Genomic DNA, 16,141 nt, shown 5'->3' with positions numbered 1-16,141 from the left:
GGGAAGGTGTCGCCGCAGGCGACGGATGAGGGTGTATCTAGAGGTATTAGAATGAGTGAAAATTTTAAATCAGGTTTCGTTACTATAGTAGGCCGCCCAAACGTAGGCAAGAGCACTCTTATGAACCATATTATCGGTCAAAAGATTGCCATCACCAGCAACAAACCTCAAACAACACGAAACAGAATCCAGACTGTCTACACAGACAGCGAAAAGGGACAGATTGTCTTTTTGGACACTCCAGGTATGCATCAGGCTAAGAACAAGCTTGGTGAATACATGATGACAGCAGCCAAGGGTACCATTAATGACGTAGACCTTATTCTTTGGCTTATTGAGCCGGACACTAAGGTAGGCGCAGGTGATAAGAAGATTGCAGAGCTTCTTGGCACTGTAGATGCACCAGTTATTCTTGTAATTAACAAGATAGATATGGCAGATGGTGCCAAGGTTGGTGAAGCTATTTCAGCGTACAAGGATTTGTGCAATTTTGCAGAGGTTGTTCCAGTATCAGCTCTTCATGGGGAAGGCTGTGATGATTTGCTTTCAACCATATTTAATTATCTTCCTGAGGGACCAGCCTTCTATGATGAGGAGACTGTTACCAATCAAACCCTTAGAGAGATTACAGCAGAGATTATTCGTGAGAAATCTCTTCATGCTCTTAATGACGAGGTGCCACACGGCATTGCAATCCTTATTGACAGTATGAAGGAAAGACCAGGGAAAAGACCTATGTGGGATATTGAAGCTACTATCATTTGCGAGAAGAATTCCCACAAGGGCATTATCATAGGAAAGGGCGGCGCCATGATTAAGAAAATCGGCACTAATTCCCGCTATGAGATTGAAAAGCTGCTAGAGGCTCAGGTCAATCTAAAGCTTTTTGTTAAGGTTAAGAAGGATTGGCGAGATAGTGATTTCGAACTTAAGAATTTTGGATACAAGAAAGAGGATTTGAACTAAATGGGACTTGTTACCCTGACAGGGTTAGTGCTATCAAGCTCTGATGTGGGCGAATTTGATAAGAGATTGGTTATCCTTACAAAGGAATCCGGTAAAGTGACTGCCTTTGCAAAGGGAGCCAGACGCCCTAATAATCCCCTTATAGCAGCCTGTTCACCATTTTGCTTCGGTACATTTGATGCTTTTGAAGGAAGAAATTCTTATCATGTTAGCAAGGCTAATATTTCTAATTACTTTAGGGATCTTGTAATGGATTATGATAAGGTTTGCTTAGGGTCATATTTTTTAGAGGTGGCAAACTTTCTTGCAGTGGACGGCGCAGACGAAAGGCTTAGACTAGCACTTTTATATCAAAGCCTTAGGGCATTGGAGTCGGGCAAGTTTAGTCATCGGTTACTTAAGAACATCTATGATTTAAAAACATGGGTTATAGATGGAGAGTATCCAAATGTATTTAGCTGTATGAAATGTGGCAGCAAGGAAAATCTTACAGCATTTTCTGTAAAACACCATGGAATGCTATGTGATAAATGCGAAAATCTTGAGGCAGGAATAAAAATTTCCACCTCAACCCTATATGCTATGCAATTTATTGTTTCCTCAAGCATTGAAAAGTTGTATACTTTTGTGTTGAATGGAGAAACTGAGGAAGAATTGACTAGAATTTTGGACGCTTATAGATTAAACTATAGGTCGCACAAATATAAGAGCGAGGAATTTTTATGACAACTAATAAGTCAAGGACACCTGGTATGCGCTCTAGAAATACAGGGGCCCGTCCTAGACAGGGAGTGGCTTCAAGGGAGTTGCAGGAGGCCAGAAGAAAAGAAGACAGCGAGAAGTTTTACGCAATCGAATAATTTTTGGAGCAGGCATTATAATAGTTGCAGCCCTGTTAATTTTTATCATTATAAAGTTGATAGGTATTGCGCTTAATTCAAGCAAGACAGCCGATACATCCAAGCTTACATTTACAGCAGATGGACAGGTTGTATTCGAGGAAGTTACAGACTTTGACTCAGACACTTATTCTAAGTCAGAGTTTAAAAGCTACACTACAGATTTAATAGATAGCTTTAATGATACCTATGGCAATAAGGCTATTGCTCTTAACAAGCTAAAGGTTAGTGGTGACAAGGCCTATGTTAAGGCTACTTATAAGGATGCCCAGTGCTATAGTTCATTTACTTCATATGAAACATATAATGGGTCTTATACTGATGCAGTAGAGGCAGGATATGATTTTGCAGCCTTGTTTTCACAGGTGGCAGATGGTAAGCTACTAGAGGCTAATGTCATTAATGCAGATGAGATATTTGCTGATTCTTATGTTGCAGTAGTTAATGAGAATGTTACTGTTACAGTCCCTGGCGACATTACCTACGTCTCTAATGCAGATATCACACTTGTAGATTCAGATACCATTACCATTTCTCAGGCGGATGGCAATGCAGATGCTACGGATTTGGTTTATATAATATATAGTAATAAATAGAAGGGAATATATATCATGGAAAAAACAATGGACAAAATAATTGCTCTTGCAAAAGCTAGAGGCTTTGTATATGCAGGCTCCGAAATCTATGGTGGTCTTGCTAACACATGGGATTATGGTAACCTTGGTGTAGAGCTTAAGAACAATGTTAAGAAGGCATGGTGGCAGAAGTTTGTTCAGGAGAATCCATACAATGTTGGTGTTGATTGTGCTATTCTTATGAATCCACAAACATGGATTGCTTCAGGACATCTTGGTTCTTTCTCAGATCCACTTATGGATTGTAAGGAATGTCACGAGCGTTTTAGAGCTGATAAGATTATTGAGGATTTTGCAGCTGAAAAGGGTATTGAGCTTAAGTCATCAGTAGATGGTTGGAGCAAGGAAGAGATGAAGGAATTCATCGAAAGCAACAATGTTCCATGTCCTACATGTGGTAAGCATAATTTTACAGATATCCGCGAGTTCAACCTTATGTTTAAAACATTCCAGGGTGTTACTGAGGATGCTAAGAATACTGTTTATCTTCGCCCAGAGACAGCTCAGGGTATCTTTGTTAACTTTAAGAATGTTCAGCGTACATCTCGTAAGAAGGTTCCATTTGGTATTGGCCAGATTGGTAAGTCATTCCGTAACGAGATTACACCTGGTAACTTTACATTCCGTACACGTGAGTTTGAGCAGATGGAGCTTGAGTTCTTCTGCAAGCCAGGCACACAGGATGAGTGGTTCCAGTACTGGAGAGGCTTCTGCCGTGATTGGTTAATCTCACTTGGCATGAAGGAAGATGAGATGCGTCTTCGTGACCATGATCCAGAGGAGCTTTCATTCTACTCAACAGGCACTACAGATATCGAGTTCTTATTCCCATTTGGTTGGGGCGAGCTTTGGGGTATCGCAAGCCGTACAGATTACGACCTTACTCAGCATCAGAATGTTTCTGGTCAGGATCTTACATACTTTGATGATGAGTTAAATGAGAAGTATTTACCATACGTTATCGAGCCATCACTTGGTGCTGACCGTGTAGTTTTAGCATTCCTTTGCGCAGCATATGATGAGGAAGAAATCGGTGATGAGAATAGAAGCGATGTACGTACAGTACTTCATTTCCATCCAGCACTTGCACCAGTTAAGATTGGTGTGCTTCCACTTTCTAAGAAGCTTAATGAGGGTGCAGAAAAGATTTTTGCAGAGCTTTCTAAGAAGTATAACTGCGAGTTTGATGACAGAGGTAACATTGGTAAGCGTTATCGTCGTCAGGATGAGATTGGTACTCCATTCTGCGTAACATACGATTTCGATTCAGAGGAAGACCATATGGTTACAATCCGTCATCGTGATTCAATGGAGCAGGAGCGTATTGCTATCGCTGATTTGGATGCATACTTTGCAGACAAGTTTACATTTTAATTAATGTATATTAAGGAGGATTAATGCTATGGAAAACCCTAATGTAGAGGGCGTTAAAGGAGATGTTCGTGAGCTTGAAGAAGCTAAACCTTCTGTTGATTTAGGTGAGGATTTATTATTAGAGCAAATCGATGCATTTCGTGAAAAAGCAACACAGCTTCAGCAGCTAATCGCTCAGAAGGAGCAGAAGGCTGCTGAGTTAGAAGCAATAGTTAGAGAAAAAGAAGCAATAAATGTAAAGTTGCAGGAGGAGCTTGCAAGAAAGCAAGAGGAAGCAGATAATCTTGTTGCTGATGTAGAGACTCAGGTAGACAGAATGATGCAGGTTGTTAAGAACAACATGGATCAGCTTGAGGTTGATATTAAAGGACAGGTTAGTGGCAACCAGGAATCTTACGAGACTCACAGCAAGAATTTACAGGATACACTTAAGAATGTATCAGCAGGTCTTGATTCAATCCAAAGCGAGCTTTCTGAGAAGACACATTCAGAATCAGTTCATTTATATCGCTTGATTCAGGATTTATTAAAGGAGCATGACAACAGTGAAGAACAGGCTCTTAAGGCTGTAGAGCATTACAGCTCACTTAAGAAACTTTCTGTTGTAGTAATAGTTTTATTAGTAGTTTCACTTGGATTATCAGCAGCTTCATTTATTCATTCTTTAGGAATTTTTTAAGAGATAAAATGGAGGAAATATGCCGAAGTCAGTTTATATAATCGGTCACAAAAATCCAGACACAGATAGTATTTGTGCTGCTATAGCTTATTCTTATCTTAAGAATGCACTTAGCAGTGGTGATAATTTTGTTCCAAAGAAGGCGGGTCCACTAAATGAAGAAACCCGTTATGTTTTAAATCGTTTTAACGTACCGGAGCCAGAGACAATCTCTGACGTAGGTGCACAGCTAATGGATATCGAGTACAGACAGTTAGAGGGTGTTGACGGACACATCTCGTTAAAGAAGGCATGGGAAATCATGCTTGATAGGGATGTTGTTACTCTTCCTGTTGTAGCAAGAACAGGTAAGCTAGAGGGTGTTATCGTAAATGGTGATATCGCTTATTCATACATGGATATATACGATAACAGTATTTTATCCCGTTCACGTACTCAGTATTCTAATATTATAAGCACACTTAATGGTAGACTTGTTACAGGAAATCCACATGCTTATTTTGTAAAAGGTTCTGTGGTTATTGCATCAAACAGCCGTGAGGAGCTTATTGATGATATTAAGACAGATGATTTGGCGATTGTTGGTAACATTACAGCCCGTCAGCTTATCTGTATTGAGGCAGGATGTAGCTGCCTGATTGTTTGCGGCGCAAGCAAGGTTGAAAAAGAGGTAGCAGAGCTTGCTGAAAAGAAGCAGGTAGTTCTTATTACTACTGAGTTTGATACATTTACAGTAGCTCGTCTTATTCATCAGTCTATGCCTATTAGACAGTTTATGCAAAAGGATAATATCATAAGCTTCGAATTAGACGACTATGTTGATGAAGTAAGAGAGGTAATGAAATCTGTTAGACATAGAGATTTCCCTATCTTAGATGAGAATAGACATTATATTGGTATGGTTTCAAGACGTCTTCTTTTGAATATGCAAAAGAAGAGAGTAATTCTTGTTGACCACAATGAGAAATCTCAGGCGGTAGATGGAATCGACCAGGCTGATGTTCTAGAAATCATCGACCACCACAGATTAGGTTCACTGGAGACTGTTTCTCCTATATTATTTAGAAATCAGCCTTTAGGTTCTACAGCTACCATCGTTACCCTTATGTTTAAGGAGCGAGGGGTTGATATTCCAAAGGATATTGCAGGTATACTTTGTTCAGCTATCCTTTCGGATACCCTTATGTTTAGGTCACCAACCTGCACACCTACAGATGAATCTCTTGCAAGAGAGCTTGCTGAGATAGCAGGTGTAGATGTTACAGAGCTTGCAACATCTATGTTTGAAGCAGGAAGTGATTTCAAGGATCGTACAGCAGACCAGATATTCCATCAGGATTACAAGGTATTTACAAGCGGTGAGATTAAGTTTGGCGTGGCACAGGTTAGTTCAGTTTCCCGAAGCCAGCTAAATATCATTAAGCCAGATTTGCAGGCTTATATGGATACAGTTCTTGCATCATCTAGCCTTAATGCAGTATTTGTAATGCTTACAGATATTCTAAATGAAACTACAGAGCTTTTATTTGTAGGTTCAGATGCTGGCAAGATTATTGCAGACGCATTCCGTATGCCAGTTGCAACAGACAGCTACATGCTAGAGGGAGTTGTTTCCCGTAAGAAGCAGCTCATTCCACCAATTATGGAATCATTGCAGGAATAGAATAATTTATTTATGACAATTCCGTGAAAAACGGTAAAGAACAATTAAAGATGTTATAATAGGTGTTACAAGAAGACTAAGTCTTTGCTGTAACACCTTTTTTATAGCTAAAATAATTTTTTGAAAAATTTTTCAAAAAGGGGTTAAGTTTATAACGGTACGTCCGATATAAGTATTGCAAGGCTAAAAAAGCCTAGCCTTCTCCCTCCGGGAGAAGGTGTCACCGCAGGTGACGGATGAGGGTAAAAACTACCTACAGAAATATTTTTTAAATTTTTTCAATTTAGGGGTTAAGTTTTCCAATCATCATCCGATAAAGTATTTAGAGATAAATGAAAAGGATTTCTGAATCTCGATTTTAAGTTACATCACAACCTCATATAGGTTTCGTTACCAGGACAAGGATGTTAAGGATCGAAATATTCGTTATATCTTTTTATTTATCTATTGTACTCACAATAGTGTTTTTTCATGCACGCTTTTTTTTTAATAAGGAGGAGATGGTCATTAGATGGCCACTCATAGCAAGTGATTTTCACATTAAAATGTGAAAATGCACATACAGATGATATCTAAGCAGCATATGCGCGAGTGCTGTAAGATATAAATGTAACTAAAAATATTGAGTGCGAAGGCACTTCTTCCAGGAAAGGAATCCAGGAAGTATCTACAAGGAGGTAGAATTTATGGTAGTACAACACAATATGCAAGCAGCTAATGCTTCTAGAATGCTTAACATCACATCTGGCAATCAGGCAAAATCAACTGAGAAACTTTCTTCAGGTTACAGAATCAACAGAGCAGCAGATGATGCAGCAGGACTTTCAATTTCAGAAAAGATGCGTAAGCAGATTAGAGGTCTTGATCAGGCTTCTACAAACGCACAGGATGGTGTATCTGCAGTGCAGACAGCTGAAGGTGCTTTAACAGAAGTTCACTCAATGCTTCAGAGAATGAATGAACTAGCAGTTCAGGCTTCAAACGGAACAAACAGTGAGTCAGACCGTTCATCTATCCAGGATGAAATTAATCAGCTTACAACAGAAATCGACCGTGTTGCTGAGACAACAAAGTTCAACGAGACATATCTTCTTAAGGGCGATTATGGTACAAAGACAATCCAGATTAAAGCTCATGATGCAGGTCTTGCAGGAACATTAACTCAGAACACAACAAAGGCTACCTTTACAGTTAAAGCTCTTGGAATGGGCGACCAGGTAACAATTGGTGGTACAAATTACACAATCGGTGTTTCTGGTTCAACTACAGCAACTATGCTACAGAACGCACTTAAAGTTATTGGTGCTGGTAATGGTTCAGCTTCAACATTGGGTAATGGAGAGGTTGTAAAGATTGATGGAAAGTCATTTACAATTGCATCTACTACAAATGTTGAGACTTCTGAATTAAACAAAGACGAGTTGGATAAGTTCGCAAGTAATGGTTCAACAATTGAGTACAATGGCAAATCTGTAACATTATTTAATGATACAGGAACAGCTAATGCAAATGGACCAGCATCAGGTATTGATTCAAAGAATACTACAGTTATTACTGCAGCAAAAGCTTACGAGCTTATGGCAAACGAACTTAGAGCAGCATCTTCAATCGGTGCAGATAATGTTATTGCGGCTCCTACTGTTAAGTTTGATACATCTCAGGAGGCTACAGCAGCAAATGTTAACAAGCGTCCAGATGAATTGACAGACAAGAAAGTAACATTTACTATGACAAAGGGAACAGCTGAGGTGCAGAATGACCTTACATTTAATCTTCATGTTGGTTCTGACGCTGATATGACAAACAAGATTGGTGTAACAATAGCTGATATGAGCTCTGCTTCACTTGGTATCCAGGGACTTAACGTAGCAGATGCAACAGGTAAATCTGCAACATACGCAATCGATGCAATCGCAGATGCAGTAGCGGCAGTATCTGCGCAAAGAGGTGCACTTGGTGCTATCCAAAACAGATTAGAGCATACAATCGCTAACGTAGATAACGTAGTTGAGAATACTAACGCTGCTGAATCTCGTATCCGTGATACAGATATGGCTGATGAGATGGTTACATACAGCAAGAATAATATTCTTCAGCAGGCAGGTCAGTCAATGCTTGCACAGGCTAACCAGTCTACACAGGGCGTACTTTCAATCTTAGGCTAATTCGTGATTTTTAAAGCTTGACTTTCAAAATCACGAACATGACGAGCCCATCACCGCAGGTGATTTTCAAATGGGCGAGTATCATTGGCTAATTTATTAAATGAGAAAACTTTCAACGATTCGTTTTCGCGCAGACTAGTTAAATACTAGAGTATTTGGGGCCTTAAGGTCCTTAAGGCCCCATTTATTAAAAGCGAAAAGAATCACTTTAACTTCGATAGTAATTTATGGTATGTCGCGCGAGTACCGTAGTTATTATATAGTTTCATTCAGAGGCAAGTAGATTTTGAATAAAATTGAATGCTTGCATTCAAATTTTAAGAAAAATCTATTTGACGAGAACCTCATATGAGCAAAAGGAAAGCTGCGTAGCAGCGATTTTGCGAATAGGAGCTGAATGAAACAGAGTAGGGTAATAACAATCAAGTGCAAAAGCACTTCTCCTAGGAAAGGATTCCGGGGAGTATCTACAAGGAGGTAGAAATTATGGTAGTACAACACAACATGCAAGCAGCTAATGCTTCAAGAATGCTCAACATCACATCTGGAAATCAGGCAAAGTCAACTGAGAAACTTTCTTCTGGTTACAGAATCAACCGTGCAGCTGATGATGCAGCTGGTCTTTCAATTTCAGAGAAGATGCGTAAGCAGATTAGAGGTCTTGATCAGGCTTCTACAAACGCACAGGATGGTGTATCTGCAGTGCAGACAGCTGAAGGTGCTTTAACAGAAGTTCACTCAATGCTTCAAAGAATGAATGAACTAGCAGTGCAGGCTTCAAATGGAACAAACAGTGAGTCAGACCGTGCTTCAATCCAGGATGAAATTGATCAGCTTACAACAGAAATCGACCGTGTTGCTGAGACAACAAAGTTCAACGAGACATATCTTCTTAAGGGCGATTATGGTACAAAGACAATCAATATCAAAGCTCATGATGCAGGTCTTGATGGAACACTTACTCAGAACACAACAAAGGCTACCTTTACAGTAAAGGCTCTTTCAATGGGCGATGAAGTAACAATTGGTGGCACAAATTATACAATCGGTGTTTCTGGTACAAACACAGCTACAATGCTTTCAAATGCACAGACTATTCTTGGTGCTACAAGCCTTTCAAACGGTGAAGTTGTAAAGATTGATGGAAAGTCATTTACAATCGCATCTACAACTAACGTTGAGACATCAGAGCTTGCAGCTACTGAGCTTAACAAATTTGCAAGCAACGGTTCTACAATCGAGTACAATGGCAAGTCTGTAACATTATTTAATGATGTAAGAGACAAAGGACCTTCTACTGGTGTTGATTCTAAGAACACTACAGTAATCACTCAAAAGAAAGCTTATGAGTTAATGCAGAATGAGCTTAGAGCAGCTTCATCAATTGGCGCAGATACAGTTATCGGTGATCCTACTGTTAAGAAGAATGGAACAGATACTATGGATGAGACTAGTGCAAACGTAGTACAAGCAGGAGCAAATGATAAGTTTACATTCACAATGACAAAGGGAACAGCAGAAGTACAGAATGACCTTACATTCAACCTTCATGTTGGTTCTGATGCTGATATGACAAACAAGATTGGCGTAACAATCAAGGACATGAGCTCTGCTTCACTTGGTATCCAGGGACTTAACGTAGCTGATGCAACAGGTAAGGCTGCAACATACGCTATTGATGCAATTGCTGATGCAGTTGCAACAGTATCTGCACAGAGAGGTTCTCTTGGTGCTATCCAGAACAGATTAGAGCATACAATCGCTAACGTAGACAACGTAGTTGAGAATACTAACGCTGCTGAATCTCGTATCCGTGATACAGATATGGCTGACGAAATGGTTAACTACAGCAAGAATAATATTCTTCAGCAGGCAGGTCAGGCAATGCTTGCACAGGCTAACCAGTCTACACAGGGTGTACTTTCAATCTTAGGATAATTCGTGATTTTTAAAGCTTGACTTGAAAAATCACGAACATGACGAGCCTATCACCGCAGGTGATTTTTAAATAGGCGAGTATCCGATTATTCGTTTCGCGCAGACTAGTTAAATAACTAGTGAAATTAGGGGGCTTGCTATCCCCTAGCAGGCCCCTAAATTTTCAAAACAGTGCCTCTGGCACTCTCTTGGAAAGGGACTTCAAAGAGTAACTTACAAGGATGTAATTGATTTGGACCTCCACTTGGAGGTCCATTTTCTTTGTGCAAAAATTTTCACTTGACATAAATACGAATACACCGTAATATAATTACGAATAATACAAATAATTATTGCTTTACACACGTGTGGACACGTGTTATTATTAAGGGAGAGTATTACTTGAAAACAAGCGAATTAACAAAAATACTTAGAAGAAATGGGTGTTATTTGGTTGAAAATGGTGCGGAGCATGATAAATGGTATAGCCCTATAACAGATGAGTACTTCAGAGTACCTAGACATCCAGGAAGAGAAATTGCAAAGGGAACAGCAAATAGAATTTTGAAAGACGCAGGTTTGAAATGATTATTTAAGGAGGAATTGTTTATGGCGAAGTATACATACCCTGCTATTTTTACACCAGAAGATGACGGATTGTATTCAGTATATTTTCCGGATATTAAAGGTTGTTATACTAGCGGAGAAAATCTTGCAGATGCAATTTATATGGCACAAGATGTTTTAGCATATGCATTATTTGATTTAGAACGAGAAGGTTTAGCTATACCTTCATCTTCTGATTTATTAGATGTAAAGCATGAGCCAAATGAGTTTGTAAATTACATAGCATGTGATACCTTGAAATATAGAAAATTACATAATAATAGAGCTGTTAAGAAAACACTTACTATCCCAGAATGGTTAAATGAAACAGCTACAGAAATGGGAATTAATTTTTCTCAAGTGTTGCAGGAAGCACTATTACAGAGAGTAAATATGGGGTGACTACAATATGTGTAAAGCTGTCATGGATTTGAAACAAGAGGGAATAGAGCAAGGTGAAGAAAACATACTTAACCTGTATTCTTGGCTTATAGAGAATGGCCGCGACACAGAGGCAAGGGACATTATGATAAAGGAAAATAGCAGTCTTCGCAAGAAGCTATATGATGAGTATGCTAATACGGTTAAATAATTATGATATCAACAGCAGATGAAAAAAGTAGAGTTTCAAAGAATATAAAATATTTGCTTGAAGTTAAAAAGAAGACCCGTAAACAGGTAGCAACCGATTTAGGATATAAATATACTACCTTTTGCGATTGGGTCAATGGAAACACAACCCCAAGCTATAGCTTTTTAGAAAAGCTTGGGCAATACTTTAATATTGAGCCATGGCAGTTTTATGGAGATTTAACTGATGGCAAGGTAGGGCGTGCTAAGGCTTTGGTTGCATATGCTAATGCCGCAGCAGATGCTAAGTTATTAGATATAAGTATGTTGGATAATTTAGGAGATGTCCAAATCAAAAGCCTGATGGAATCTGGATTCAGATTTCGCCATAAAACATTAGAAGAATATGAAGGTGTTAAGATAACAATATCAGCATCAGACGCTGTTACAGACCTATCTGTTAGTGGCAATCAGTTATTTATTTCAAATGGAGATGTTAACACACCTGTACCACTCAGTAAAGTTGTTCAGCTAATGGATATTATGCAAGCAGTATTAGATGAGAATAGTTAGAATAGAAATAGGACTTCCAGCCGGGAGGTCCTATTTTTTTGAAATCTATTCTAAAGTTTCGAAAATCTTTTCCGATAACTGTAGTAGATGGAAACAGTAAACAAATTGTTTTTGTTGTCCACCTAAGTTTAGTTGTTTTTCATTATCGCGCGGAAAAGTGACTAAACTACACTAGTAGCTTTACAATTTAATAAGGCTAAACTACTTTAATTTCTTTCCTTGATTACACGCGGAGGTTGGTCACTCCCTTGTAATATAGATACTGGAAATAAGCCTAAAGTATGTATGTTTCCATGTCATGAAACTTTTTTAAGATTATTAACTAATGTTATGCGAAAAAATATCGCATCTCTCATGAATGGAATCGTGAGAGTATCTACAAGGAGGTAGAAATTATGGTAGTACAACACAATATGCAGGCAGCTAATGCTTCAAGAATGTTAGGAATAACAACAAATGCTCAGTCTAAGTCTACTGAGAAACTTTCAAGTGGTTTTAGAATCAACAGAGCCGCTGATGATGCAGCTGGTCTCTCAATTTCAGAGAAAATGAGAAAGCAGATTCGTGGTCTGGATCAGGCTTCAACCAACGCATCAGACGGTATCTCAGCAGTACAAACCGCCGAGGGTGCCCTTACAGAGGTACATTCTATGTTACAGAGAATGAATGAATTGGCAGTCCAGGCAGCAAACGGTACAAACTCTGAAGATGACCGTTCATCTATCCAGGATGAAATTATACAGTTAACTACAGAAATCGACCGTGTCGCTGAGACGACTAAGTTCAATGAGACCTATCTTCTCAAGGGGGACTTTGGCACCAAGACACAAGTAATTAAGGCGCATGATGCGGGTCTTGAAGGCACACTTACACAGAACACCACAAAGGCAACATTTACAATCAACGCTCTTGCAATGGGTGATACAGTAACAATTGGTGGTACAAAGTACACAATTGGTGTCGCTGGAGCTACAACCGCAACAATGATTAATAATGGTTTAGCTATTTTGGGTGCAACAAATCTGACTAATGGTTCTGTAGTTAAGATTGATGGTAAGTCATTTACAATTGCTGACAACACAAATGTTAACACATCTGAGCTTAACAAGAATGAGTTTATCAAATTTGCCAGCAACGGTTCTACTATTGAATACAATGGTAAAACAGTGACACTATTCAACGATATGGGAGCGACTGGACCAACTACAGGAACAACAGGTGTAACAGAGACTGGTGTGGATTCTAAGAATACAACCGTCATTACTCAGGCAAAAGCATATGAGCTTATGGCAAATGAGCTAAGAGCTGCATCTTCTATTGGTGCAGATGCTGTTATTGATGGATTGACAGTTAAAATCGGTAATACAACAATCATGACAAATGGTCAAGCAGAGAGTAATATTGCTACAGCAAGCAATAAGTTACCATCTGAAATCACAACAGCTAATAATAAGGTTCAGTTCATCATCCAGAAGGGAACAGCAGTAGTTCAGAATGATCTTTCATTCAATTTGCATGTAGGTTCAGACGCTGATATGACAAATAAGATTAGCGTAAATATCGAATCAATGTCAGCAACAGCACTTGGAATCCAGGGCTTAAATGTAAGTGATGCCACAGGTAAGGCAGCAACATACGCAATTGATTCTATTGCAGATGCTTTAACAAAGGTTTCTGCTCAGAGATCTAGCCTTGGTGCCATCCAAAACAGATTAGAGCACAGTATAGCAAATCTTGATAACGTAGTTGAGAACACAGATGCCGCTGAATCACGTATCCGTGATACAGATATGGCTGACGAGATGGTTACATACAGCAAGAACAATATTCTTGCTCAGGCAGGCCAGTCAATGCTCGCTCAGGCAAATCAGGCAACACAGGGTGTTCTTTCATTACTTCAGTAATTAGCGTGGCCAAACGCATCGGTACACACAAGCTTCCCGAAATGAAGCTTAGTACTATCCACAAATTGGGGTCCTCCGGGACCCCTTTTTTAGGTTTATACAATGCACTTGAAATATAGATACAAAAACCGTATAATTTATAAGGATAATATCTTTTTATCCAATGTTTTTGTTAGCCGCTCCAATGGAAATTATGCGGCACATAAGATAGAAGGAGTCATATGAAAAAAGTAGAAGATTACATCAGAACTATTCCGGATTTCCCAGAGCCAGGCATCATGTTCCGTGATGTTACAAGTATTTTACAGGATGCTGAAGGCTTCCACCTCGCTATTGATGAGATGAAGAAGTTACTTGAGAATGTTGATTGCGATGTTATCGCAGGCGCTGAGAGCCGTGGATTTATATTTGGTGCACCACTTGCTTATGCACTTAACAAACCATTTGTACTTATTCGTAAGAAAGGTAAGCTTCCATGCGAAACTATCGAGAAGACTTACGACCTTGAGTACGGCACAGCTACTATCGAAATGCATAAGGATGCAGTTAAGCCAGGCCAGAAGGTTGTTATCGTAGATGACCTTATCGCTACAGGCGGTACTATCGAAGCAGCAGCTCAGCTTGTTGAGGAGCTTGGCGGAGAGGTTGTTAAGATTATCTTCCTTATGGAGCTTGCAGGTCTTAATGGACGTGAGAAGCTTGCTAAGTATGATGTATCATCAGTTGTTACATACGAAGGAAAGTAATAGAGATTATTATTGGGCAGTACTTTAGGTACTGCCTTTTATAATATAGGTTTTTGTAGGCTTTTTCCTTAAGTAGCCCACAAGAAGTCATAGCTTTTTGTGGGTGTTTTAATTTTTGGTCCTAAAAACATTGAATTAGTCAGGTGTATTTCCCTATTAAATAAAATCGTTTATAAATATAAGTGTTATTTATTTGTTTATAAAATCCACTTATCACTCCCAAGAAAAAGTTAAGTGTAAATAGGCTTTTATCCTAGAAAGCTTACTATTTTGGTAGGTAGTTAAGTGGTATATTTGACATCTCCAATTACACTTATAAAAAATGTAAGTGCTTTTGCACATCTAGTGAGAATCACTTAATTCACATCCTAAAAAGTGCGTTTATTCTAGGTTTTCTCCAAAAACACTTAACTTTTTAAAATTGGTGGTAAGTGTTTTTCTTCTATAGCCATATTCAGCTTAAGAATTCCAGCAAAAGTTAAGCGGTTTAGCAATTCTCAGAAATTCACCCACATATTAAAATCTCAAAAGTTAAGTGGATTTCAAAAGCTTCTTATTTCCGCTTAAAAGTAAAAAACGCTGTTAAGTGGATTATTATAATTTGAAAAATACACTCAATTATTTCTTTTTATTCCCTCAGTTAATTAAGATTTTCTACAAGAATACATTACTTTTTTTATATGTATTAGTATAATGATATTTGAAGCTGCATATAAGCAGTACTATTTTTGATTAAACAAGCTGAGGTAAAGATGGAATTAAAAGAAATTGCATACATTAAAACAGGATTTACACAGAAATTTGGCATACCTAGGCAAAGCGGGCTGGCAGATGAAATAGGTTATATTGTATTCACCTCAGAATATAGAAATCCTACATACATAGAAGGTATTACGGATTATGATTATCTGTGGTTGCTATGGGGGTTTTCTAAGAACAAGCCATTAGAAGGTGGCACAGTGCGTCCGCCACGTCTAGGGGGAGAAAAGCACATGGGAGTGTTTGCAACAAGAGCACCATATAGGCCTAACAATATAGGTATGTCCTCTGTGAGGCTTTTAGAGGTAAGACAAACAGAAAATGAAGGACATATTCTAGTGGTAAGTGGCGTTGATATGTTAGACGGCACACCTATTTATGATATAAAGCCTTATATCCCTTATGCCGATGCACATCCAGATGCCAGGGGAGGTTTTACCGATTCATTGTCAAAAGATCGGCAGGTGCAGGTTGATTTTCCAAAGGAGCTTCTTGAGAAGCTTCCAGAAGATATTAGAAGGTCTGCAATACAGGTGTTATCTCAGGATCCAAGAGCGGGCTATGATAGAGGAAAGCAAAGAGATTTCAGAATGGCATATCACGGTTATGATATTGTCTTTATGGCAACAGATGGGGGACTAGTAGTAACTGATATTATTAAGCCCTGTTAGATTTGACTATATGT

At 38.9% G+C, this 16,141-nt stretch carries 16 protein-coding genes; all 16 read left to right on the top strand.

What is annotated here, in order from left to right; translation table 11 throughout:
• Positions 1–51: 51 nt before the first annotated feature.
• Entirely contained in the window at positions 52–966 is a 915-nt protein-coding gene (gene era / locus IJ535_RS03600) for a GTPase Era (protein WP_294298964.1), read from the top strand.
• Positions 967–1,692, top strand: coding sequence for a DNA repair protein RecO (gene recO, locus IJ535_RS03595; protein WP_294298961.1), 726 nt, complete (start codon positions 967–969; stop codon positions 1,690–1,692). It abuts the gene before it with no gap.
• Positions 1,689–1,826 (top strand): hypothetical protein, encoded by a 138-nt coding sequence (locus tag IJ535_RS03590; protein ID WP_294298959.1) that lies wholly within the window; start codon positions 1,689–1,691, stop codon positions 1,824–1,826. Before recO ends, IJ535_RS03590 begins: the two co-directional genes overlap by 4 nt.
• 56 nt (positions 1,827–1,882) lie before the next feature.
• Positions 1,883–2,461, top strand: a complete 579-nt coding sequence (locus IJ535_RS03585) for a hypothetical protein (RefSeq protein WP_294298958.1) — start codon at positions 1,883–1,885, stop codon at positions 2,459–2,461.
• A gap of 15 nt (positions 2,462–2,476) precedes the next feature.
• Positions 2,477–3,874, top strand: coding sequence for a glycine--tRNA ligase (locus IJ535_RS03580; RefSeq protein ID WP_294298955.1), 1,398 nt, complete (start codon positions 2,477–2,479; stop codon positions 3,872–3,874).
• A 28-nt stretch (positions 3,875–3,902) separates the two neighbouring features.
• A complete protein-coding gene (locus tag IJ535_RS03575; RefSeq protein WP_294298953.1) occupies positions 3,903–4,553 on the top strand; it encodes a hypothetical protein in 651 nt (216 codons plus the stop codon).
• A 19-nt stretch (positions 4,554–4,572) separates the two neighbouring features.
• Positions 4,573–6,216 (top strand): putative manganese-dependent inorganic diphosphatase, encoded by a 1,644-nt coding sequence (locus tag IJ535_RS03570; RefSeq protein WP_294298950.1) that lies wholly within the window; start codon positions 4,573–4,575, stop codon positions 6,214–6,216.
• A gap of 686 nt (positions 6,217–6,902) precedes the next feature.
• Positions 6,903–8,381, top strand: a complete 1,479-nt coding sequence (locus IJ535_RS03565; protein ID WP_294298947.1) for a flagellin N-terminal helical domain-containing protein — start codon at positions 6,903–6,905, stop codon at positions 8,379–8,381.
• A 486-nt stretch (positions 8,382–8,867) separates the two neighbouring features.
• Positions 8,868–10,319 carry a flagellin N-terminal helical domain-containing protein gene (locus tag IJ535_RS03560; RefSeq protein WP_294298943.1) on the top strand — a complete coding sequence of 484 codons (1,452 nt, stop codon included), beginning with the start codon at positions 8,868–8,870 and terminating at the stop codon, positions 10,317–10,319.
• Between the two features lie 381 nt (positions 10,320–10,700).
• Positions 10,701–10,886 carry a type II toxin-antitoxin system HicA family toxin gene (locus IJ535_RS03555; RefSeq protein WP_294298939.1) on the top strand — a complete coding sequence of 62 codons (186 nt, stop codon included), beginning with the start codon at positions 10,701–10,703 and terminating at the stop codon, positions 10,884–10,886.
• 21 nt (positions 10,887–10,907) lie between these two features.
• Complete coding sequence (locus tag IJ535_RS03550; RefSeq protein ID WP_294298936.1) at positions 10,908–11,306, top strand: type II toxin-antitoxin system HicB family antitoxin; 399 nt, start codon at positions 10,908–10,910, stop codon at positions 11,304–11,306.
• 7 nt (positions 11,307–11,313) lie between these two features.
• Positions 11,314–11,496, top strand: coding sequence for a hypothetical protein (locus IJ535_RS03545; protein WP_294298933.1), 183 nt, complete (start codon positions 11,314–11,316; stop codon positions 11,494–11,496).
• Positions 11,497–11,498: 2 nt separating this feature from the next.
• Positions 11,499–12,047 (top strand): helix-turn-helix domain-containing protein, encoded by a 549-nt coding sequence (locus IJ535_RS03540; RefSeq protein WP_294298929.1) that lies wholly within the window; start codon positions 11,499–11,501, stop codon positions 12,045–12,047.
• A gap of 395 nt (positions 12,048–12,442) precedes the next feature.
• Entirely contained in the window at positions 12,443–13,951 is a 1,509-nt protein-coding gene (locus IJ535_RS03535) for a flagellin N-terminal helical domain-containing protein (RefSeq protein WP_294298927.1), read from the top strand.
• Between the two features lie 221 nt (positions 13,952–14,172).
• Positions 14,173–14,697, top strand: coding sequence for an adenine phosphoribosyltransferase (locus IJ535_RS03530; protein WP_028243037.1), 525 nt, complete (start codon positions 14,173–14,175; stop codon positions 14,695–14,697).
• A gap of 728 nt (positions 14,698–15,425) precedes the next feature.
• Positions 15,426–16,127, top strand: coding sequence for a tRNA (N6-threonylcarbamoyladenosine(37)-N6)-methyltransferase TrmO (gene tsaA / locus IJ535_RS03525; protein WP_294298922.1), 702 nt, complete (start codon positions 15,426–15,428; stop codon positions 16,125–16,127).
• Positions 16,128–16,141: the final 14 nt, after the last annotated feature.

The sequence above is a fragment of the Pseudobutyrivibrio sp. genome, assembly GCF_017471675.1.
GTDB lineage: Bacteria > Bacillota > Clostridia > Lachnospirales > Lachnospiraceae > Pseudobutyrivibrio.
This window is presented reverse-complemented; position numbering and strand designations above follow the sequence as displayed.